Origin of the sequence: Parabacteroides sp. AM17-47 (assembly GCF_003434625.1) — a bacterium.
GTDB classification, from domain to species: Bacteria; Bacteroidota; Bacteroidia; order Bacteroidales; family Tannerellaceae; genus Parabacteroides; species Parabacteroides distasonis.
In genome coordinates this window covers 198,426-220,651 of record NZ_QTLI01000009.1, presented here as the reverse complement: position 1 = coordinate 220,651, position 22,226 = coordinate 198,426, and the positions used below count along the sequence as shown (strand labels likewise).

General features: G+C 45.6%; 17 protein-coding genes. All 17 read right to left on the bottom strand.

Going from position 1 to position 22,226, the window contains the following annotated elements; translation table 11 throughout:
- Nucleotides 1-5,591: CotH kinase family protein (locus DW205_RS09540; RefSeq protein ID WP_147326763.1), on the bottom strand; the 5,591-nt coding region annotated here is incomplete at its 3' end.
- A 14-nt stretch (nucleotides 5,592-5,605) separates the two neighbouring features.
- Nucleotides 5,606-5,887, bottom strand: a complete 282-nt coding sequence (locus DW205_RS09535) for a hypothetical protein (protein WP_005862408.1) — start codon at nucleotides 5,885-5,887, stop codon at nucleotides 5,606-5,608.
- Nucleotides 5,865-6,161, bottom strand: coding sequence for a hypothetical protein (locus DW205_RS09530; protein ID WP_005862411.1), 297 nt, complete (start codon nucleotides 6,159-6,161; stop codon nucleotides 5,865-5,867). The genes DW205_RS09535 and DW205_RS09530 overlap by 23 nt, the downstream gene beginning before the upstream one ends.
- 23 nt (nucleotides 6,162-6,184) lie before the next feature.
- The gene (locus DW205_RS09525) at nucleotides 6,185-10,588 is read right to left on the bottom strand and encodes a hypothetical protein (RefSeq protein ID WP_005862413.1); all 4,404 of its coding nucleotides are present in this window, start codon (nucleotides 10,586-10,588) and stop codon (nucleotides 6,185-6,187) included.
- 79 nt (nucleotides 10,589-10,667) lie between these two features.
- Nucleotides 10,668-11,087 carry a hypothetical protein gene (locus DW205_RS09520; RefSeq protein ID WP_005862414.1) on the bottom strand — a complete coding sequence of 140 codons (420 nt, stop codon included), beginning with the start codon at nucleotides 11,085-11,087 and terminating at the stop codon, nucleotides 10,668-10,670.
- 3 nt (nucleotides 11,088-11,090) lie between these two features.
- Entirely contained in the window at nucleotides 11,091-15,800 is a 4,710-nt protein-coding gene (locus DW205_RS09515; RefSeq protein WP_005862417.1) for a tape measure protein, read from the bottom strand.
- A gap of 206 nt (nucleotides 15,801-16,006) precedes the next feature.
- Nucleotides 16,007-16,390, bottom strand: coding sequence for a hypothetical protein (locus DW205_RS09510; RefSeq protein ID WP_005862420.1), 384 nt, complete (start codon nucleotides 16,388-16,390; stop codon nucleotides 16,007-16,009).
- 70 nt (nucleotides 16,391-16,460) lie between these two features.
- Nucleotides 16,461-17,000: a hypothetical protein gene (locus tag DW205_RS09505; RefSeq protein ID WP_005862422.1), complete on the bottom strand. Its 540-nt coding sequence runs from the start codon at nucleotides 16,998-17,000 to the stop codon at nucleotides 16,461-16,463.
- 6 nt (nucleotides 17,001-17,006) lie between these two features.
- Entirely contained in the window at nucleotides 17,007-17,399 is a 393-nt protein-coding gene (locus DW205_RS09500; RefSeq protein ID WP_005862423.1) for a hypothetical protein, read from the bottom strand.
- Nucleotides 17,396-17,698 (bottom strand): hypothetical protein, encoded by a 303-nt coding sequence (locus tag DW205_RS09495; protein WP_005862425.1) that lies wholly within the window; start codon nucleotides 17,696-17,698, stop codon nucleotides 17,396-17,398. Before DW205_RS09495 ends, DW205_RS09500 begins: the two co-directional genes overlap by 4 nt.
- Nucleotides 17,686-18,015, bottom strand: coding sequence for a hypothetical protein (locus DW205_RS09490; RefSeq protein ID WP_005862427.1), 330 nt, complete (start codon nucleotides 18,013-18,015; stop codon nucleotides 17,686-17,688). Before DW205_RS09490 ends, DW205_RS09495 begins: the two co-directional genes overlap by 13 nt.
- On the bottom strand, nucleotides 18,015-18,329 hold the full coding sequence (locus tag DW205_RS09485; protein WP_005862429.1) for a DUF6706 family protein: 315 nt from the start codon (nucleotides 18,327-18,329) through the stop codon (nucleotides 18,015-18,017). The genes DW205_RS09490 and DW205_RS09485 overlap by 1 nt, the downstream gene beginning before the upstream one ends.
- A complete protein-coding gene (locus DW205_RS09480; RefSeq protein WP_005862432.1) occupies nucleotides 18,326-18,673 on the bottom strand; it encodes a hypothetical protein in 348 nt (115 codons plus the stop codon). The genes DW205_RS09485 and DW205_RS09480 overlap by 4 nt, the downstream gene beginning before the upstream one ends.
- Before the next feature lie 10 nt (nucleotides 18,674-18,683).
- Nucleotides 18,684-19,805 carry a hypothetical protein gene (locus tag DW205_RS09475; protein ID WP_005862433.1) on the bottom strand — a complete coding sequence of 374 codons (1,122 nt, stop codon included), beginning with the start codon at nucleotides 19,803-19,805 and terminating at the stop codon, nucleotides 18,684-18,686.
- 11 nt (nucleotides 19,806-19,816) lie between these two features.
- Nucleotides 19,817-20,404, bottom strand: a complete 588-nt coding sequence (locus DW205_RS09470) for a head fiber protein (RefSeq protein ID WP_005862435.1) — start codon at nucleotides 20,402-20,404, stop codon at nucleotides 19,817-19,819.
- A gap of 2 nt (nucleotides 20,405-20,406) precedes the next feature.
- Nucleotides 20,407-21,045, bottom strand: a complete 639-nt coding sequence (locus tag DW205_RS09465; protein WP_005862437.1) for a hypothetical protein — start codon at nucleotides 21,043-21,045, stop codon at nucleotides 20,407-20,409.
- Between the two features lie 237 nt (nucleotides 21,046-21,282).
- Nucleotides 21,283-22,224, bottom strand: a complete 942-nt coding sequence (locus DW205_RS09460) for a hypothetical protein (protein ID WP_005862439.1) — start codon at nucleotides 22,222-22,224, stop codon at nucleotides 21,283-21,285.
- Nucleotides 22,225-22,226 lie beyond the last annotated feature (2 nt).

The following is a 22,226-nucleotide window of genomic DNA, read 5'->3' as shown; positions in this document are numbered from 1 at the left end:
CCATACAGCAAGTAGATGCAATTCGTAACCTTCACCCACGACGCAAGCGGGGTCAAGTCCACGGAGGTTAACTTGGAGCAGTATCGCAGCAAGTAGTCGCAACTCGTAACGTTCACCCACGACGCAAGCGGGGTCAAGTCAACCGAGGTGAGGCTGGTGCATCCTTGCAGCAAGTAGTCGCAACTCGTAACATTCACCCACGACGCAAGCGAGGTCAAGTCAACCGAGGTGAGGCTGGTGCATTCATACAGCAAGGAGGAAGCATTAGTTCTATTCGTATCATTCTTAAACACATCCTTGCCAAAGTGAATCAACTTGGAGCATCCTCTAAAAGTAATATTATAAACCTTACTCCCACCAATGCTCCAATACGCCACCAAACAAGAGGTAGAGGCCATGCAGGAAGTGACATCCCCGCAGTTCCTTACCTCCACTTGATACAACCCGTTATCCCCATAGGTGTGTGGATAAGACTTGGATCCAGTACCCGAGGCGTTTTCCGTCATGCCGTCACCCCAGTCTATTACGTAATTCGCCGTAGGGGAGTTGACGCTTATCGAGCAGGAGGGCCCCGTTAGCATCATCTGTATGTTGCCGTTCTCCTCTGGATTCATGGCTATGGGGTTGATGTTCATCTTTACGTTCACGCTCATGGCGGACGTGCCAACATTCACCGTTCCCTTGGCATCGTAATGATCCGGATGGGTCACCTCGTAATCGTACGGCCCCTTCGCCAGTTGCAAGATACACTCGCCGTATAAATTGGTCTCCTTCGACTTGCCACCGCAAGTCACGGTAGCCCCCGTAACGATCGCCCCAAACTGCCCCTTCACCACGAACTTCACATCCACCACCGCGTACACCTCCAGCGTATGGCTCGTGTCATTCGTGATAGATGGAAAATCAAACGTGTTGCTTCCGTAGCCCAACGCTGATACGGTTCCTTTCATCGCCTCGCCACCACGGATATAGACGTATCCGTTCGCGTCGCTCGTGTAGCTCTTGGTATCGGTGGTGATCATGGCTCCGGATAGATAGACGGATTGGCCGTAGACCTTTACCCGGATGGTACGCAAGGGGATGTATGTGATCGTATAGTCCTGCGTACGGGTTCCGGATACGAGATAATCGGCGGTGAAATCCTTGTGGTTGTCGCACTTGAAGATGATGGGGACTATGGAATCATCGTCCGCCGTCACCTTGTAGGTGTACTCGTTCACCTTCTCGTACTCATAATCCCCGCATTCGAACACGGCGTTGGTAATCGTCTTGGATTGGGAGGAGCGGAACACGAATGTCGTGATAGTCGGCGGTAAGAGCGTCGTATAGGTGATCTCCAGCTCCGGAAAAGCCGCCCGGCACTTGGCTAGCTTATCGCTGGTAGCGGATATGGCGTGGTATTTTCCCGTTATGACGGCGGTCTGTACGTTATTGCCGTTCTCGTCGATACCACCCACCTTGATCAATTTATAGAGGTCGTTCAGGTTCGGTGCCGAGGCATTGATATTGATAAGGCGGACACGGTTCAACACCGGGTTCTTGATACCCAAGCACCGAGTTATAAGATAGAACACGTTGATCCCCGTATCCTCGCAAACGATCGTCGTAAGCCTCTCCACCCCCGCTATTTCGAAATAAGCGTCCGTAAGCTTGGATTGGTTACGGAGGGTTAAGCCCGTGAGGGTAGCCGGGAGATACAACTTGGACAGGATACCAGCTGCCGGCAATACCACGGAGGTGATGGAAGTGCCTTGGGCGTAGACCTCCTCCATGTTCTCGCATCCGGAGATATCCACCGCCTGCCTCAAGTTCGGGCAGTTACGGATGTCCAGCTTGCGGAGCATGTTGTTCGTGCCGATCGAGAGCACGGTAAGGTTCGTGTTCTGATAGCCCGACACGCCGCTACCGATCAACAACTCAGAGAGGCGGGAAGCCTTGGATACGTCGATCGTACCGGCGTACAACCCCGACATATCCCCCAGTGACTTTACCCGGCTCGCCCCATAGATGATCGTCTCGGTGTCATTAAACACGATGTCGGGGGCCTCGATCAATACCGGCACGTCCTTGTAGGTACGTTGCCCCACCATGTAGGACCCGTACTTGACACGGGTATACTGATCGGCGTACGGGATGATCGTCATGTTGGCCGACGGGGACACGCCCGTCCATTCCCGGGGCGTATAGAGACGTAAGGTCGCGAAATCCGAGAGGAAACTGCCCGCCGTATACTTACTGTCTATATAAAGGAAGCGGTTATACGTCCACCACTTACGGTTCTCGATACGGGAGCCTTGGGCGGCGTACAGGTAAGACCCGTTGCCCTCCTCTATCAGCGGGTCGATATACTTGAAACGGCCGTCGGCGTTGTAGATCGCCTCGCACCATTTGTCCGATTGCTCGCCGTTCAACACGGACATGATCAAGTCGTACGAGAGCAATCCACGGGTACGGATATCCTTGTACATCGCCTCGATCTCGGAAGGGAAACATTTCTCAAGGTTGTTCCACAACACGCTACTCTCACCGTTCCAGACGTTTAGCGTACCTATCTTGTCGTGATACTCTATATTGTATCCGAAAGCGATCAACCCCTCGTTATTCAGGCCGAAACAGGTATCGTTGTCGTAAAAGATAAAGATCCATTTCCCCTCCTCGTGGAAATAGGTAAGGAACATGTTCTTCGCCCGCTGGTCCACCATACCGAACAACTCGGTGATAAGGTAGTAGGCGATCAAGTTATCAAGGTTGAAATGATTCCGAACCTCGTTCTTGAATTTATCCAAGTTGTCCTTGGTGGATACGACCCACGAGGTAACGGCCATGAGCTTCTCCGGCTTGCGGGTACCCGCCTCGTACTCGGCGTTGATAGCGTCATCGTCCGGATAGCGGGACTCGAAGTCGTTCGTCCAGTCCGTCCCGGAGAAATCGGCGGACTTGAAGAGGCAACGATCGGAGGTGTTGTTCGAGAATTCCCAGCTCTCATCACCATCAGAAAACCCAAAGGTCTCGGCGGTGGACTTGTCGTTGTTGAAATTATACTTACCCACGAACTCGAGCGTATCACTGGCCGTCTCACGGTGGAAGATGGCTATCGGGTAGCCGTCTACCGTTGTGCGGACTTCCTTGTTCGTTTTTTGGGGCGGGGTGGTAAGCCCCATCTCGATCAATAGGGAATTGATGACCTTGGCCATACCCGTGTTGTGCGTACCGGATGACTCGGCGAAATCTGCCTTGACACAAAAGGCGTTTACGGGAATGCTATTCGCCCGTAACGCGTATGTGGGCGATGTCCTTCCGCTCTCCGTGTAGGTGATATCTGCCTTGAACTTGAACTTCCAGTTTTTCCTCGGATAATATTGGGAGGAGGTACCTTGCACGTCATTCTGGACGTTCTCGCAAGAGAAAGATCGCCCGGGTTCTTGCAAGTCCGTAAAATAGACCTTGTTTGTTTTCTTATCGCCTTTATAAGTAGGCAACGGCCCCTCGAAGATCAAGCAAGGCAATCGCTCCAACACCTTTTGATAGGTGATATCCCCATAATCATTATATACTTGGTTCCGGTTGTAGATAGCCAGCGCCTTGTCGTAATCGTCCAGATCGCCTATGAAGTTATCGAGCATCTGGTATTGGTTCAAGTCGTTATCGTAGACACGGATGTTATACAGGTCGATCGTACAGCCCTCGCTACCGATCATGATATCCTGCGGAACCTTCTGCTGGAAATTATCCTCCGACGGATATTGCGCCGCCCCGGACATGATACCGTTGATGTAGATGTATATCAAACGGTTTAGCGTGCGTTTCTCAACCACGAAGGAGATGCGAACCCTCTCCTCCTCCTTGAACCGGGTGTCGATCGTGGTCTGCTCGGACGAGAACACCGCTTTCTGGGAAGATATCTGAAGGCCGATTCCCCCGTTCACGCACTCGATAGCGATAGCCTCGTAATCGGTCACGTCGCGGGTGGAGAACTCGAACTCGATGGTCTTACCCGTGGCCCGGAAGTCATCCTTGAATATCTTCAGCGGGATACGCACACGGGCGTCACCCGACACACGGAGGGAGGTGCTATCCCGTTCCGAGATCCAGCCGTTCGTCTTGAAGTTGAAGCCGGTCAGATCCGCGGATATATCCCCGTATTTCCACTCGTTACGGTTATTGTCGTTGTTGCTCCGGTTCTGAGAGGTCAGCCAGAGTTGCAGGTTCGCCTTCTCCGGCTCCACGATCACCTCGGCGGGGGATACGGTGAGCGTAAAGGTACGGGAGGCCGACCCGCTGGATATCTTCAGGGAGAGATCTCCCGACTGGGGAATACGGTAATTCCACTCGTGCAAGGTGCGGTCTACGCTCTGCGTGGATACCGTGGCGTTGTTCGCCGATAGCGTAACCTCCGATAGCGAGGAGTCCGGCGTATAGACCACGAAGGGGATCGTGAGCCGGTCGTATTGCCGCGCGGCGGTCTGGGCGAAAGAAGAGGCCACGATAGGCGTGTTATCCCCCTCCACGATACAGATAAGGTCGTTGGTAAGCGTGTTGCTCCGGATCAGCTCCTCGTTGATAAGGGCCGTCATGTAGACTTGGAGCAAGTGCGCCCCATGCGTCTGCCTAGGGATCACGTAGGTCAATTGCCGGTTCGAGGCGCTGGTCTCCACCGTTCCCAACTCCTTCCCGTCCAGTACAAAATGCACCGTCTTGTTGATAGCCCCCACGGGCGTATAGCGATACACGATCTCCCCGGAATAGACGAGCGCCGGGTCTATGGAGGAGGATATGGACATGGATATCACCTCAATCGTATAGGATAGGGAACGTGACGATCCCGTGCTATCCTTCACGGTTACCCTTACCGTGTTGGAGCCGGTGATCAAGTGTTCCGTCGGATCGAAATAATTATTGCCCTGCGAGATGGATACCATGCCCACCTTCTGGCTGTTCACGGTGTAAGTGGCCGTTCCCGGCCCGGTCTCGGAACCGTCATCCTGATAGACGCTCGTGAAATTGTATCCCACGGTGACGGCTGCCCCCTCTACCGTGGTGATGAGCGTATCGGTGACGCTCATGAGTTTCATGGTCACGCCGCCACCACCACCTCCACCTCCGATCTCGGAGAGGTTCTTCACCGTCCAGAGCGAGCTACCGGCCTCTTGCACCAGCACACGGGACTCGTCCGGATCTTGGTCTACGATATCATCCACGTTGGTAAGCTCGCCCAGCGAGCTAGCCCCGCCGCCGCCCCCGCTTCCGGAGCCTACCGGGATAGCGTCCGATACGACAATACCCCCGGAGGTAAGATACAGATTACCGTCTTTCGAGTAGCCGTTATCCACCTTCTTTTCCAGCAATTTCTTGATCGCCTCCAGCTCCTTGGCATAATCCCCGTCCAATTTACCGAGCAAGTCTTTCAGCCGGACCTTCACGTAAGAGACGTTAAGACCTTTCTCCTCCAAGGCCGGCAAAGAGTTTACGAAATCCATGCTCTCCGCTACACGGAGATCCTCTACGCTAAGGGAACCCGCCTCTATAGCGTTCTTTACGATCGGGGTTAAAGTCTCGACCAGTTCTTTAATTTCTTCGAGAGTATATGCCATGGGATCAAGATTGCTTATAGGGTTACCGTCTCGTTAAATATCCTGTCGAAAGCGTTTTGCACCTTCGTATACGCGCTTATCCATTCCTCTCCGGTAAGGCTGTCCGGGGATTCTTGGAAGAAAGAGAGCCTTTTGTTACGATCAGCGGACGCGTACCCGATACGGGTACCGGCATCGTATATGTAGGCATCTATATGCTGGAATGGCTCGCTTTCCTTACGGGATGCCTCTATCTTTACAAAGCCCGTGGAAGAAAGGGCTTCCGTCAAGGACTTATTGATTGTCGTTGTTTCCATTTTTCTTTGTTTTAGGGGTTAGTAACTCGTTCATGGCATTTTTCAAGGGGGCGATCAAGGAGGATCCCATGATAATCTCCTTGATGGACTCAGCCATAGGTCTCGGAACATCGATAGCTTCCTTGCTGTAGTATATCTTCTTTCCGAAATCAGAGACAGCGATATCCGCCGTACGTCCATAGACCAAGTTTCCTACCTCTTTTGTCAAGTCAATAACTACGGGATCGCCTTCTACCGTAGCGTTAATACTTACTTTACTGAAATCTACTTTCATAATTCTACTGTTTTTAAAAAAATCTATGATCCTAATAAAATATTTCCGTTATCATCGGTCACTCCGACGATTATGCCGCCCATAACACGAAGACGGATATTGTCTAAGTCGAAATCTGCGGGGTTGAAAGAAACTCCGGGATAATGATAGCGGTACATGTCAGAACTCTTATAAATAGAAAATCCGGAACAACGCATTTGGCCCGTAGCAAATACCGACCCACTGAAAAAGCCTGCGTACTTAGATCCATCCGGAGGAAAATTCGATCCCCATCCGTCTGTTGATCCATATATGGCTACGCCAAAAGTGTTGCATATACCAGATATACACGCATGGGTATCAGCGGAATTGCTCCAAGCCCCTACCATGGTTTTACAACTTGTTCCGGTATTGTATGTATATCCTCCCCCTACTGTCAGCCTAAAGGAGGTATTACCGAAATAGTCAGATCCAGTCCAGTTAAGACCATTATAACTATTCAAGGAGAACGCACCGATACTCAAGGTACTGCCTACGACAAGGTCTTTAACGTTTATCAAGTCCGCTTGAATATACCCTCCCGCTATAAGCGTCTGTCCGTTTATTATCACGCTCGCCAATTTGTTCGCTCCCACACTGGCGCTACCTGTAAGTTTCCCTGTTAATTCCGCTTGAAGGGCTTTGGCCAGGTCTTCTTTTGTGATAGACCCACTTTTCGTATAACCTAAAAGAGTGTTGTTTAAGGTAGTCAGATTGACCTTGTTCGATATTTCTTGACTTAATGCCCAAGACAGATCATCGGATGAGACACCATCTTTCCACGCCATCGATCCTAGATCTCCTGAGTTAACCTTGTTCTTGATCGTATTCTGGGTACTTAGGTCAAACATGGAAAATGTCACGAAACCGTTCAAATTGAGTCGGCTAGCGTTTATCTTGATCGTCTCCGCCGTCTGGTTGATGCTCGATATGATACTATCCTTAGATACCTTCAGATTAATATTGTCAGCGTTCACCTTGATAGCCGCCTCCATCTCGGTTTTCAGCCCGGATACGTCGGTCTTCTTGGCGTACAGCGTCAAGCTCTCATCCACACCGTCCAGCTTTAAGCCTAGGCTTGTCACTGTCTGGTTTATGCTGTCAGTCTTCGTCACGTACAAGGATAGGGTCTCGTCGATGTTATTCAGCTCGACACCCATGTCCGTCACCGTGCCGCTCAACGTGTCGATCTTCAGGGCGTACATGCCTATCTTCTCGTCCGTCTGCACGAACTTGGTGGACATTTCCAACCGCAAGTCCTCCACGGGATGCGTGGACATCTGGACGTTGTAGATATATATTTCCCCCGTGAAATTCAAGATGAAATCACCGGTTCCGTTCCATTTGCCGGAAAATTCCTCTTGAACGAAGGTATCCGTAATCGCCAACGGTTTGCTTACGTAAAGGCCCTGTCCGGAGAATCCGGATGTCAAGGAACCAGCGGTCTTTACCATGTACATGAACGATACGTAATAGCTAGGCCATACCTTCGTCCCGTCGGGCATCTCCAGTTGGCCGTCCGGTTTGTTCTTCAGGTAGGAGTTTAATTGCTTTACTCCCGAGTTCTTGATATAAAGGGCCTTGCGGCTGGATACCTCCACGATTCCTGTAACCTTATCCTTCTCAGCGTAGAAGGATTCGTTCACGGCCATGAAACGCTCCTTCACCGTGAATAGCGACACGTCGTTACCGAGTACCCATCCTACCGTATCAGCGGAGAAAGAGGCGTTCGTGAGGCAATTATCCTTCTCCGACAACTCGTAGCGCACGGAAGACATCTCGCTGGAAAGCCTGCCTTCCACGATCTCGAACTTGGTCTTCACGTTCTCGCCCGTATCGAGCATGAACTGCCCACGGGCGTAAAGATTCTCCACGTATATACCATCGCCCTCCAGCCTCCCGAAATAAGGCGTTACCAGACCGTTCATGTTTCCCACCCGTACCTTCACGCAGTTTTCCGGATCGGTCTTCATCCCACGGATCACGTCCATGTAGGGCGTGCCGAACTCATCCACCGTGGTGATCTTCATGATGCCGCTACGGGTGGAGTTATCCGGGTTGTCCACACGGCAAAGGGTATCCCTCTTGGCGATGTCCGACAGATTTCCCACGAAATTCGTGAAACGGAGCCAGTCCAGACGGTTCTCGCCGTCGGAGAGATCCCCTACGGCCACTTCCACCACCTTCAGCTCGTACGACTTGGTCATCTTGTAGTCGTTCTGCAAGGTAGGATCGCCTTGAAACTGCTGTACCATGAGGATATCACCTTCCCGGAACGGGTTGTACAACCTGCCCCCGTCGGTATCCAGGTAGATCCGGCCGGTCTCCGGGTCGTAATGATCCACCTCCATCATTCCGGCGAAGATGCGGTTGTCGTTCTCGCCAAGCAGTTGCGAGACCACGAACGTATATACTTTAAGCTCGTTACGTACCGAGATCGAATCGATCTCCAACTTGTATTTAGTCTCCTCCACACCGGCGGCGTTCGTCACCTTGTAAGGCGCTATCATGAATCCCGTCCCGTTCGGGAAACCGGAGGCGAATGTAGGAGAGGAAAGGGAACCGGCGAACATGGAGTCATGCTTCACCTTCAAGTCCTTTACCCATGCCGTGCCGTCGGCGAACAGGCGGAACCCGTTCTCATGGCCGAAGCCGCCCGCATAACGGTCTGAGTAGATGGAGGATTTCTCGCCGGATAGAATAATATCTTGCTCAAATGTAATATCAAAGCCCGCTACATCCGGTTTGTCCTTGCGTAAGAATGTCGTCAACGAGCGAAGGGCGGAGAACACGTTGCTGTCGCTGGCTGGCGTGGAATCATTCGTTCGTATGATATATACGCCGCTTCCACCACCACCGGTATAGGTCTGTCCTTTATAGGTAAGCGTGTCCACCTTATCCTCCAGCTCACCGATCCGGCTGTATTGTGTACTTTCTCCGATCGTATAGACAGGGGAATCGTAAGGTATATCCAAGTTCATTTCCCAGCCGATCACACGGCTGATCCGTCCATCAGACGGGAAGAAAGCGGGGTTTATCAACCGGATCCTCTGGCCCGTGTCATACGTCCTGTTTATCTGATCCTGATAGACCCACTCGGAGTCCAAGGTAGTTGGGTATGTACCGTCATCGATACTTGTTTTCTTTACATACTCCTGTCCTTTGGCTAATAACTCTTTTTCCGCTTCCGGTATATACTGGTCGGAAACGAGTTGGATATTAAATCCGGAAAGAACATATTCATCTCCATTCTCCGGGCACATTATCTCATCGGGAAGCAAACGCCCATAATCCTCGTTCGCTATGATCTCCCATATCTGGCTGCCTTTGTCCGTCCCTTCAGGCTTGAACGTTACACCGAACACCATCCCGTTCAGTTTGCCGGACTGGAAGGTGATTTTCAGCTCTTCCCCCTCCAATATATAATCTTCTTTGAAATCGAGACCGGGATCTTGGTACTGGTAGGCTTTGAACTGGCCGGTGACTTCACCGTCTGTCTCCGTATCCCTGTCTACGGTAGTCACGTCTGACAACGTGCCGATCCGTTTCGGAAACACATCGTCAAATACCACTACGTCCTCCACCGCTTCGGTGTCGGTCATACCGGGATAAGCATCTATGCAAGGAGTACCCTCCGGAAGCATGAGCCGCTTCTGAACAACTCCATTTACTACTGCCTGCTCATCCACCGGACGATAGTTGGCCGGTATATTTCTTGTACCTCCGAACACATAAACGCGGGTGGCATAAGTACCCTTGCTTTCGCTTCGGGTCATGGCGGCCGCTTCAACGCCTAGTTCAATGTCGACAGCGTCACCGAACTCGCAACGGCCAAAGTGTATGACATTATCGGTTATCCAACAATCACAGTTCCATTTATCTTTCGATGCCATCGAAAAGAGGGCGTCCAACAAATGAATATTATCGTATGTCATCAAAAACGCCTTGTTCTCAACCGTGGAATCTATGTCGAAAATGTAATCAACCCCGTTGTATGTATATCCGTTCGCTTTCAGATTACGTAGGAACAGGCCTAGGTGAATATCGAGGGGGGCTGTAAGATTCCAGCCAGCTTCCTGACCGTGACTTTCCGGAGTGAATTTGAAGATTTTCGTATTCCACTCGTAATAATAAGCGTCAAACCTTAGCTCGTAACTGTATTTACCCGGAATAACGGATGGATTCTGAAGAGTGAGGTATTTATATACTTTCGCCAGTTTCCCGCCCAAGGCATCATCAAACACTCCTCTGAGATCCACGTAATCGCCACGCTTGAGATCAACAGGTATGTCCGTGCTGAAAGGGATGGTTATATAATCCTCCTTCATCAGCATGAACCGGCCTTTCGCCCCCACATTGATCGGTGTGCTAAACTTGACCTTGCCTGATATGTCCTTTATCTCGATCATTCTTCAAAGATCGAAGATAAAAAAAGGGTATCCAATTTATGAATATTCCTATATACGACAATAGGCCCAATGTCGTGAATTAAGTACGAATAGACGGATTCGGTTCCGAAAACTTACTCGAAATTTTACCAAATGTCCGGTCTAAACTCTGCGCATAGGTAATACTCTTCCCAAGATAAATCAAATGATAAATCTCGCTACTGTTAGCAGGAATTTGAATATCTACTGCCCCTTTATATAATTCATCGAAGAATGCCTTTCTTTTTGTCTGATAATCTGATTGAGAATTACCTTCTATAGTGAAAGATAGTGTTATTTCTCGTTCATCTACTTTAGGATTATTGGTTATAACCCGTTTCCCATGTTCCAATCGGGATTTGTTTTCAATAAATTCTTTCATAGGCGCGGGTGCACCGATTGTATCAAGGAAACCATCACCCATTCTTATACCCCATTGCCGGTAGGCATCAAGGCCGTTAATTTTTAAGTCATTTGTCATAATTTATAATTTAGATGTGTTCTTCTTTACTTCCGCTATATCTTTCTGAATCTGCTGAATAGGCTTCACGATAGCTCCTGTATTCTCTGATATCTGTACAAGTTCAAGATAGGAATTTGCTATCAAGTCCCGTGTATCATCTGCAATGTTTCTCGTTTCTGTATTTACCGAGAGAATGGCATCCGCTTTCATCGTTAGAATATTCAAAGACTGAGATTGAAGGGCGTTCTGACTCTTTATCTCTTCACCTGCCATCTGCAAGGCGGTAAAGCGTCCATTCAATTCGCTTCCGGTATCTTGCGACATAGCCTGAAATCCTCCTTTAGAGGATGATTGAGAATATTTACCGGAGTTCCAACCAAAAGCATTGGCCATCGCATCCCTTTCGGCCATCATTTGCTCCGCCAAGGCTCGTTGGGCAGCTTTTAATTGTTCGGATTTCTCTGCGGTAAGATCAAATATGCCGTCATCATCCGAATCGGATTTACTAGCCCAATCATTATACAACGCTTCAATCTTATCACGATATTTATTCGCTACCAGGTTGGAGAGGATTGCAGTTTTAAGATATTCCCCGAAATCATCCGCCATATCCTTGCTGCTCTTATCCATATCTGAAAGAGTGGATATAAAACTATCATAGAAAGAATCAAAAGAGACACCGGTCATGGTTTCGTTCAGTTTGTCCTTCATGCTTTCTATCTCCGTATTGCAGTCAATGACATTTTGAAGGTATTCCTGAACATCACCGTCCAATTTTGCCCAAAATGTAGGAGCTTCATCCTGCAATTCGGATAACTGATCGGCGGTAAGGTCAAACAGTCCGGTCATACGACCATCGGCAACCGAATTGTAGTCGAACCCTATGGATTGCGCTGCCTTACGAAGTTCATCCCATCCCTCTTTAGACATTCCCTTCCGCTGACGAACGCCAATAGAATGAGAGCCGATACTTGCACCGGCATTAAGCCTTTCTAGACCAAGTGTAACATTGCTTTTTGCCTTCTTATCCAGTAGATCCAATGTTTCTTGCCCGACTTTGCGCGCTTCATCACCATAGGATATATCAATATACTGCTGTTTTTTACTAATAAGCGTATCCCATACATCAACAAGGGTGTCATATTCTTCTTTCATCTTGTTGTAACGGGAGTAATCGGCACCTCCGAATCCTGGAATAAGACCGCCCAAAGAAACTACACTCGTTAATGCCCCTTTTATCGTCTGCAAACCACCTGTGACAATCGACATCGGCTTAGTGAGATCCATCTTTTCAAGACCGTTCAGCATCTCACCAAAGCCAGACATCGCGCCCTCCAACCATTCTGGTGTCTTTACCCCAAGTGTTTCCATAATGCCGATAACCTGATTGCCAGCTTCGACATACCGACCGATTTCATCCACGCCTTTATGCAATGCAGTGGTAGCCTCCGACAGGGCTTTCTGCTTGTTGTTTTTAGCACTTTCAAGGGTGGCTTTAGCGTTCTTCTTCTCTTCGTCTGTGTCTTCTTTAAGAGCCTTGTTGTATGCTTCCTGCGCTTCGCGTTCCGCATCGGTGGCCGTCTTTAGCGACTTGAAAGAAGTGCTCATCGCTTCGAAGGGGTTACGCTCTGAAACTTTATCATCTATCCTCTCAATAGCATCGACAAGCTCTTTCAGGTTCTCGGGAGAAAGGTCTTTTTGAGCTGAAATAAAGTCTTTAAGATTGGACTTCAACTTTTTCAATGTATCGGTAGAAACCTTATCTAGGTTGCCAAAAACTTGCTCCCAATTCATGCTTTTTTTGAATTGTTCGGCATCGAGTTTGAAAACGTCTTCATTCTTTGTTTCTGTACGCTTACCAATACTGCGGTCTATCTTTGCTACCTCATCCGTATCGCCTTTTGCTTCATCTCTTTTACGGGCTTCTTGCAACAAAGCAACATCATCATTGAACTTCTTTTCTATTGCAAGACGTTGGTCTGTATATGAAAGATATTGGTTTGCGAGTTCGGAATATGCCTTTTCATTATTGGCGATGGCAGCTTTATAAAGCTCGTCAAAGTATTTGTTCTCATCATCCGACAATTCGATTCCGGTAGCATCAAACGACTTTCCCTTGTTTTTAGGATTAGACTCAAAAGCAGAGCGGGCATCTTCTATTTTCTTACGTAAAGCATCCTCTTTTTGCCGATCAATAGCTTGCATCTCTTTCTCAAAGTTGAGTTCCATCTGGGCAATGGTTTTCTTTGAGCCTTCATTCATTGCTTTGATTCGGGATTCATCGACTTTCATTTGTAAGTCTTCGGCAAAACGTTGTTGCTCTAATGCTTGTTTGTTAAGGAGAAGATTGTATTTCTCCGTTTGCTGGCGGAGTTTTTCGGATTGATTCTCTTGTTTGCTTAATGAACTACCTGTAATACCGCCCAAATCTTTATATGCCTTTTCAGCAGTATCTTTCCGTTTCTTAGCTTCTTCATATTGCTTTGAGGTAAACTTAGATTTATCCTTTTCTATTTCAGATAGGTCTTTTTGGGCATCCTCCCAATCTTTCTTAGCTTCCTCGTAATCTTGCTTATAGGTATTAGGAGATTTCTTTTCTGACAACGCGCCATTTATAGATGAGATAATACTTTCTAAATCCCCACCTTTGACCATCATTCCATCAACATTAAAACCATTACGCTTTGATGCAGAAGATTGGGCCATTTTTAATTCAGCCTCTAATCTTTCTTTAGAATAGTTTTTAAGATTGGCTTTATAAGCGGAGATATTATCATCCAATACATCTTTCTGATACTTCTTTAGTAGTTCGGAGTTTTTCCCCATCTGTTCACGTACCTGCACGTAGGACTGTTTACCTGCAAACATTTTCCATATTTGCATATCGGCATCAGACATATTTTTGCGAAGCTCTGGATTGTCAAACAGCTGTAAATATCTCCGTTGGTTAGCAACCATTTGTTTTAGAGAAGTATAATCATCTTTTCTACCTTGAACAGAGCGGTTTGAATCCTCTTCGTTTATCTGTTGTTTCAATTTCAGAATATCTTCCAACTTTAACTTCTCAATATCATATTGTCCAAAGATTTTCGGATATTCCTTTCGGAGTTCCTCCAAAGATTTTTGACGGGTGAGAGTTGCCAAACTTTCATCGCGTGCAGCTGTAAGAAGTTCCTCTATCTTTTGTTTATGTTTCTGTTCTTTTTTAGATGCTGTATCTTTAATGTCGTTATATTCCTTTTGGGCACGTGCAGCAGCAGTTGTACTATCAGACATTGCCCACATTGCTGTAGCAAGCCCTCCTACAGCAACAGCCAATAACACGTAAGGATTAGTGAGCATGGCAGCATTCAATGCAAGTTGTGCTTTTCGTGCCAATATCCGGGCATTAGTAAGCCCAATCTCCACAAGAGTATGTTTACTATCGGCAGCAGTAACCAACATTACGGCAGTCCTATACGTTCCATAAGTAGCAACAAGCCCAACCAATATTTTGCCGATAGTCTCATAGTTCTCGATCAAAAAAGTGGTAACGCGATACGAACCTGCTATAATCTTCTCATTTGCTTCGCCTATTTCATTCAATTTCTCCTTAATTACTGCGCTCTGTCTGTTTTTCTCGCCTCTAATTCCAGTGTTTTGCTTTTCGAGCATATTATAAAAACGACCTCCTTCGGCAGTGGCAGTGGCAAAAGCATCCGCTACCATTTCAGATGAAATAGCACCTTGCTCCATTTCTTTCTTTAAAACAGCAATGGACTTACCCGTCTTTTCAGAAATAACCTGCAAAGGATTGAAACCCGCATTAATCATCTGATTAAGGTCTTGCCCCATCAGTCTGCCAGCGGCAGACATCTGAGCAAAGGCAAGTGTCATTGAGGAAAACTTCTCATTATTCCCCATTGTTATATCTCCTATGCTTTTCAATGTTGGAAGTATCTTCTCTGCATCAACATTAAAGCCGAGAAGTGTTTGAGCTGTTCCATAGGTATTTAATCCGCTTTTGATTGAAAGTTCTTTTAAACCTCCAATCATCTCCTTTGCTTTGTCTTCTGATTTTAATAAAGCTGCAAAAGATTTTTCCACCGAATCTATTTCCATCCTTACATGAGTAATATCAGAAACAAGGGATTTTAGCATAGCAGCACCACCGATAACACCTAATGCTTGCTTCCATGAAATAGTAATCCCATTATTAACCTCTGTTATACCTTTTGCATCATCCTTGTAAAGAGAATACTCGTCACGAAGTTTCTTCACAGATAGTCGGGCATTCGCTTGCTCCTGTGTCAATCCGAACAAAGCGGACTTTTCTTCATCAAGAGCCTTTTTTGCAGATGTATATTCAGCTAATTTACTGTTTGCACACAATGGATTACGTTTCAATGCAGTGCGATAAGCATCACCGAGACGCTTAACATCGGCTTCCACATCCTTAACTACTGCCTTTTGAGCGATAATCTTTTCAGTAAACCCATTAACAGACTGTGAAGCAGCGAATATCTTCCTCTTGAAGCCAGTTTCCATCTCCGCACCAGCTTTAGCAGCATTCGTTACCAACTCATCCATTCGTTGCGTGGATGCAGCAAGCTGGGTATTGAGTGTTTTAAAATCGGCAGGAGACTGTGTGCTATCCATACCCTTCAACTCTTGCTTTAACTTAGCTATCTCATTTCTTAATTTTACGACTTCCTCCCAATCGGAAGCCACACGGAATACGAGCTTCGGCATATATTATTGTTTTAATGGGTTCTTACCCTTGGTTTTGAAAAATTCTTCTTCTGATACTTCCTCCATAACTTCTCCGTACACAGTATGGAGCTTGTCCTTTTGCATAATAACCATGTTTCTATATGGTATCTTGTACACGACTTCATCATAAGACAGATGCAGATTTTCCATGAACGTTGCTATCTGTCCCAGTAAACAGTTGTTTCCTACGACCGTTGCTTTGCTGTCAGTAGAGCAACGTTCTTGGCTAAAACTGACAGCTTGTAAAAATTTTCAGCAGAAATCATTGAAAGACCTGTTGCTAAAGCCTCTATCACTTCATCGAATGTTCCATGAGACAATTCTTCATGCAGAGTTTCATCGCCTTGTATGAGCCACGAGAGCGCACGAGAAGCCGTATCAACATCCTTTAATGATCGAAGCATATCCATTACCGTAATCCCATCTTTCAAATCGGAGAGGTAATATCCGGCACCGGCTATCTTATGAATAGTTGGAGGATGGATTACGTAGGCTTTACCATTCACAAACACCGTTTCAAAGTCTTTTCCTAAAACGGCTGCACTTACTATTTTTGAAGCTTTTTCCATGTATTGAAATTAAAAAAGCGGTGAGCAATCACCCACCGCCATCCTGAAAACATTATTTTTCACCTTAAATTTATGCTGCAGGAGCATCCACTTTTTCACCATCAAGCCAGTACTCACCAGCTACACTAGCAGTTGGATTTTCCATTGCGACAGCAGAAACACCCAGTCCGATATTCTTCTCAACGAAGTTACCTTTACCGATTATAGAGGCATTGGTAAACACAATGTAATTACCGGTTTTAGTCTGACCGACAATCGCCTTGTTGATAACCTCTGCGACATCCGGTTCATGCCAGCCAACAACAGCCTGACCGTCTTTTACAAGCTCACCGCCTTGCAACTCCTTCTTGTCTTCAAAGGAATATTCTCCCATAGTAAATGCCATAGTTCTTGCACCTTTAGCGGTAACGTCCTTGTAGTAAACCTTTCCGGTCAACTCATTGATGTAATCAGTCGTAGTCGGGTCATCTTCTGTGTATCCCCAAGTGTCCTGATGGGAGTTCTTCACTTCTGTGGCAGTTCCTAACCACGTTTTTAAGGAAGCAGGTGTAACGGCAGCAGTTATAACCGCACCGTACCAAATCTTTTTAATTCCAATAAATGGTTTCATATTTTCTCATTTTACGTTTAATACTTCAAACAAAATTCTCACATTCACATAATGACACTTTAAATCCGTGTCCACTTCTGTGCCAATTGAATCAATCGAGTAACGATAGGTTGTGCCGTCATAGGTACTTACTACATCATCAAACAGCTTGTTGGCTCTTCGTTCGAGTTCACCCAAACGAATGGAATTAGCGGAGTTTTCTCCTAAATCAGGAACGCAAAGATTCACTTCCGCAAAAGACTTCTTCCAATAAGTTCCCGGCTGTTGCTTCTTTGCGTGGATAGCAATCCTTTCAGACTTCAATTCACCCGTCAGCGTTTCACCGTCCGGTACTATGTCTATCCCGAAAGCCTTGCAATCCCGGTAGAGAATGTTTCCTATGTCGGTAGTTACTATCATCGTTCAAATCTTCTTTTACATCGTTCTAATGTTCTTAACGCTGCACTTCCTGCAACTTCAAAATCTTTGGATTCCACGAATGAAGCATAATCAGCTTCGTTTTTCAGAGTCAAGCCATCTTCGTCAACCTCATAATCATTCGATTCTCTCAAATGTTTTGTGTGGTCTTGATAGCTCCCGGTAGCTTTTGCATCTTCAACAAATGACTCTCCCTCTTCTTTCATACCAGCAACAACTTCGCTTGTTCCGTCCTCAAAGAACTGGTCAACATCCGAAAAGTCTGCATCTATTCCAACCATATTACTCTGTAGGAAAAATAGTTTGTCTCCAAAGGACTTTTAGCAATCCCCTCCCCTCTTATGCTTCCATCAAGATTCAAACAACGGACTTCTACTCCTGCTTCAACCTTTGTCGGCTTGTCAAAGACTACCTTATATTTGAAATCATACAGAACACCATTGATGGAAACTTTCTTTTCCGCACTCACATCATCACAACGACATTTACATACCTCCTGCCAGCTTTCACCACCGGTACCGGGAATCGGTCGACCGAAATCATCCTTATCCATCGGCTTAGTCACTTTAACCTGTAATATGTGTGGAGCGAATATCATCACCAGAAAGAAACTTTAGGTTTGTTACTCAGTTCATCCTTTAGTCCGTATTGTTTACAGAGGAAAGAATAGTACTGTTTAATCCCTTCGATATTCCAAGACATAGAAAAACCGCTTTCACTGATTGAGGTAGCACGAAGTAAAAGAGAGGGGATGAACTTCGCAATCGCCACCGACACCCGCGTTTGGCAATCCTCGCTCATCTCATCCTCTCCGCTTATCTTCGAGGCAAGACACATATCCAAAAGGTCAGCCTCCGACAACTGAATGCCGAAAGTCTGAAACTTCTGTGATATGTATTCATTTACTGTCATGCGTTTAATGCTTCTTTCAGTTTGGCAGTTGTTTCTTCATCCAATTCTGCAACCTTAGCCAAAAGAGTTTCCTCTTTCATGTTACCGGATGCCTGTATGCCGATGGCTTTCAAAGCATCAACCAAAGCCTTTTTCTCAAACTCCTTTTCAAAGAGGGAGATTTTCACCTCTTTCTTTTCTTCTGGTGCTTTCACTTCAGTGGTTTTCGCTTCAACCCGCTCGGCAAGTCTGCGGCTCTCCATATCCAGCACACGGGATTCCTCACTGACTTCAATCACTTCACCGGGAGTATAATACTTCCCTGTAAACTTGTCACGGAAAACAGATATAACCTTTACTTTCATAGCTTCCTCCTTATGCTGATTGAATTGATGCAATCTCGGTTAAGTCGAAATTAGTAATCAAGTTCGGGTTGGTAATCTGAGGAATCCACTCTGCCGTGTATTCCATGTAACGACCATTCTTGTCACGGTAGTTGGAAATAAGCATCTGACCATCTGCCGGGACATAAGTACGTCCTTGTACGGGATCGGTAGATTCATATGGAGTATGGTGGCGCATATATCCAATTTGGTCGGAAGGTAACAGAGTAATACGGTTATCCGCATAAATCTGTACATTCTTACCCGTCTGATCTTTTACATAATCTTCCTTGATTTCGATACGCGGAAGCCCAATGCCGGTAAATACTTCAGAAGCCAAAGCAGAAGAAACCAAACCAGTACTCAATTTCATCTCGTTTGTTCCGAGAATCATCTTGTACTGCTCGCCAAATTCAGAAGAACCGAGCACGTGTTTGTTGAAAGTCGCACGTGTCATTATCATCTTCTGATATACACCGTAGTCGGGAGCCAACTTGTGTAATTCTTCTCTCAAGTAAGAGATAAACTTATTCTTCGAATCGACAATTACATCAGCCTTTGCTGACTTAATAATGTTGAACGGAAGACTGATCTCCAGTAACTTGTTATTGGTCTGTCCGGAAGAAACAGCGGTATCCTTGTTGTAAACAGTGGCTTCGGCTGTCATAAGCAAAGCACCCAACACAATATCCATACGCTTATGGGCGGCAAGAGTAATCTGTCGATAATCGTCTGAAACGAAGTTTACAATCTCATTCAAAGCCGCCATTTGGTCGGAACTCTTAGCTTGGTTGAACTTGTCAATCAAATCCTGTAATTCAGAAAGACGGTCAATGGACATCTGATAAGCATCACCCAAATAGGCAATCTCACCGTATCCAGAACCGATATTCCTACGTTCACGGATAGGTTTCTCTCCGAAACGAGAATTGATAGAACCAGCCATTACCCCGGTAACATTACCGATGTAATCCTTAAACACACGAGTAGTAACCCTGCGGAAAGTAAGATACTGTTGCCAATAGATAGTATCTTTGCGCGTTTGGTTAACGCGGTTGATGATAGCACTTACAATGCCAGCATCACTAAATAAAGTTTCAATAGTCAAAAACATATCCCACCTCCTTATTCGTTAAATTCAAACCAACCTTTCAAATTCGCCTTGTCATTCTCGGAGAATGGAATAGCCAATTTAGAAGGCTCAATCTCTGCGGCTGTACGAAGCAACGCGACCAAAACGATACCGTCATCTACTTTTGTTCTTTCATAGAGGGCGGAGTTAGCGACATACTTTTGTTTTGTACCGTCTACTGCGGCCGCTTCAAAAAGTACAGCATCCTTTGCGACATTCTCACCGAAAGCAGCTTCAATAGTCAATACATCGTATTTTTCGTTAGACTTGTCGATAGCGGTCACTTTAGCCCCTTTAGAGCCATTTCCGATAAACATACCAACATAGGCTAACGGAGTCTTTGCGATTTTAATACTTGTGCCGGAAGCATAGGCTTCGGCAACTCTTATATTTCTCACCGTATGGGCAAACTTGTTTTTCAAATCTGCATAGACCGGAATAAAAGACGGGAGGATAGTGCCTACCGCCAAGTTCGTTGTATCGAGCTTATAAGGTCCACGTCTGCGAATACCCGTTTGGACATCGTAGCGTTCCTCTTGCTCGACAGGTGGAACCAAGTCATACTTAAATCCTGCTGACATAATTAATTTTTGTTTTGTTCAACATCTTTTTTTGTTTCCTCATTAATCATCTTGGCGATAGATTCAGCTTCTTTCTCAATCTTCGTTTCCGCTGATTCGGGAGGGGTAACACCGCTAAAGCCGACATTAGCAAGTTCCTGCTTTGCATCCTTGAAATAAGTATCTAAATCTGCATCTTCAGGAATTGCATAACGCTTTGCGAATGTTTCGGGAATACCGTACTCCTTTGCCTTTGCCAAAACCTGCTCTTGACGGGTAACCTGCGCTTTCTCTGTCTCAAACTGAGTAAGTTTGTCCGAAAGCGGCTTAACGGCTGCACTCACTGCATTGGCGATGATAGTTGCCATATCATCAGTAGGTTTCTCAACAGGCTTTTCTACCGGTTTCTCGATTTCAATTGGTTTACCGTCCTTCAAACCGTGTTTCTTCTCGTAGTTGGATACTGCGGAAGTAACGGCTGTATTAGCCCGGAAATCACCATAGGAATTTAACACGTCCTGAAAGCCTACTCCATCCGCGATTGTCTGTAATTGGCTTTCGTCCGTAACACCGACCGCTTTCTTTTCAGCGATCCGGCTTAAAGTAGCTTCATCAACCCCAGGGAATTTGGTTTTGAGTAATGCTAAAATCTTTTCTTTCATACCGTATGAATTTTCGTTTAAAATCTTTGGTATAAAAGTAGATAGGTTATGTATAGATAAGAAATTTCAGAATACGGAATACATGACAATAGAGCTATTGTCGTAAAATCAGCATAAAAGTAAATGGATGGGAATAGAAGGGGAAATTTTGAAGGGAGAAGAAAAGCACATTAAGAGGCAATGTGCTGAATATATATAAAAAGGCGTGAAACCGGGTAGGAATCACGCCTAACGATTTTATTTTTTCTTTTTTTCAAGCCAATTCTTAATATCATCTAAGGTTTGTTCATATGTTTCTGACATAGAAGGAAAATCTTTTATATTCCAATAGAAAGCCCATAGTTTAAAAAATTGTACTATCAATCCTGCGTAATTAGCACAATCGTCTCGCACTATGTCAAATATTTCAAATACTCTTTTGTCTTCGTCAGGATGTTGTTCATCTCCATTTAAATCCTTTGAAAAAAACAGTAATGAAAAAAGAGCTGAAATAACCCCAAGAGTCGCAGTAATCTTATCTGTATCTAGAACGTCATAATAAATATCCCAAAAGGCCAAACTATCTGCATCTTTCTCATCTTCTTTAGTAGGACAAATATGCCCAAATCGGAAATGAGCTAATTCATGCAAAAGAATAAAAATTATACCATAACAATAGACTGAATTAGTTTTACTTCCATAATCACTGGTCATATCCAAACAATTAAAACGGCAAACATCCTCCTTTGTGAATTTAGTTGTTATCAATTGTTCTGCTAGTCCAAATTCAGAAAAAGCCTTCTCAAAAACAGCCTGATGATCTATAATTTCGTTTAACACATCAATTTCTTTTGTTCTTTTTTGAGACAGTTTTACCATTTTAATTAAAGCGTCTTTTATTTCCTCTGTTTCTTTTGCCAATTCCAATTCTAAAACATTAGCATCATAAGTTTTAATTGCTATATCACATATGATCCATAAGAACTGGCAATATGCAGAAGATAACTTGACTCTATTAAGAGAATCTAACTCAGCGACCGTAGTAATCTTCCCTAAGAGATCAACCCACATAATTTCATTTTGCAATCCTTTTTGAATTTGTTCTGGAATTTGCGATGATCGAATTTTTGAAATTTTCTCTGTTATTTCACTATTCAATTTATGTACAGGAAAATTTAAAACAATTTCTGTATTTTCCATTA

What these genes read in the sequence shown, in the direction of transcription:
- DW205_RS09535 (WP_005862408.1), bottom strand. Translation starts at nt 5,887, where the DNA reads ATGGAAACAACGACAATCAATAAGTCCTTGACGGAAGCCCTTTCTTCC.
- DW205_RS09530 (WP_005862411.1), bottom strand. Translation starts at nt 6,161, where the DNA reads ATGAAAGTAGATTTCAGTAAAGTAAGTATTAACGCTACGGTAGAAGGC.
- DW205_RS09525 (WP_005862413.1), bottom strand. Translation starts at nt 10,588, where the DNA reads ATGATCGAGATAAAGGACATATCAGGCAAGGTCAAGTTTAGCACACCG.
- DW205_RS09520 (WP_005862414.1), bottom strand. Translation starts at nt 11,087, where the DNA reads ATGACAAATGACTTAAAAATTAACGGCCTTGATGCCTACCGGCAATGG.
- DW205_RS09515 (WP_005862417.1), bottom strand. Translation starts at nt 15,800, where the DNA reads ATGCCGAAGCTCGTATTCCGTGTGGCTTCCGATTGGGAGGAAGTCGTA.
- DW205_RS09510 (WP_005862420.1), bottom strand. Translation starts at nt 16,390, where the DNA reads ATGGAAAAAGCTTCAAAAATAGTAAGTGCAGCCGTTTTAGGAAAAGAC.
- DW205_RS09505 (WP_005862422.1), bottom strand. Translation starts at nt 17,000, where the DNA reads ATGAAACCATTTATTGGAATTAAAAAGATTTGGTACGGTGCGGTTATA.
- DW205_RS09500 (WP_005862423.1), bottom strand. Translation starts at nt 17,399, where the DNA reads ATGATAGTAACTACCGACATAGGAAACATTCTCTACCGGGATTGCAAG.
- DW205_RS09495 (WP_005862425.1), bottom strand. Translation starts at nt 17,698, where the DNA reads ATGGTTGGAATAGATGCAGACTTTTCGGATGTTGACCAGTTCTTTGAG.
- DW205_RS09490 (WP_005862427.1), bottom strand. Translation starts at nt 18,015, where the DNA reads ATGATATTCGCTCCACACATATTACAGGTTAAAGTGACTAAGCCGATG.
- DW205_RS09485 (WP_005862429.1), bottom strand. Translation starts at nt 18,329, where the DNA reads ATGACAGTAAATGAATACATATCACAGAAGTTTCAGACTTTCGGCATT.
- DW205_RS09480 (WP_005862432.1), bottom strand. Translation starts at nt 18,673, where the DNA reads ATGAAAGTAAAGGTTATATCTGTTTTCCGTGACAAGTTTACAGGGAAG.
- DW205_RS09475 (WP_005862433.1), bottom strand. Translation starts at nt 19,805, where the DNA reads ATGTTTTTGACTATTGAAACTTTATTTAGTGATGCTGGCATTGTAAGT.
- DW205_RS09470 (WP_005862435.1), bottom strand. Translation starts at nt 20,404, where the DNA reads ATGTCAGCAGGATTTAAGTATGACTTGGTTCCACCTGTCGAGCAAGAG.
- DW205_RS09465 (WP_005862437.1), bottom strand. Translation starts at nt 21,045, where the DNA reads ATGAAAGAAAAGATTTTAGCATTACTCAAAACCAAATTCCCTGGGGTT.
- DW205_RS09460 (WP_005862439.1), bottom strand. Translation starts at nt 22,224, where the DNA reads ATGGAAAATACAGAAATTGTTTTAAATTTTCCTGTACATAAATTGAAT.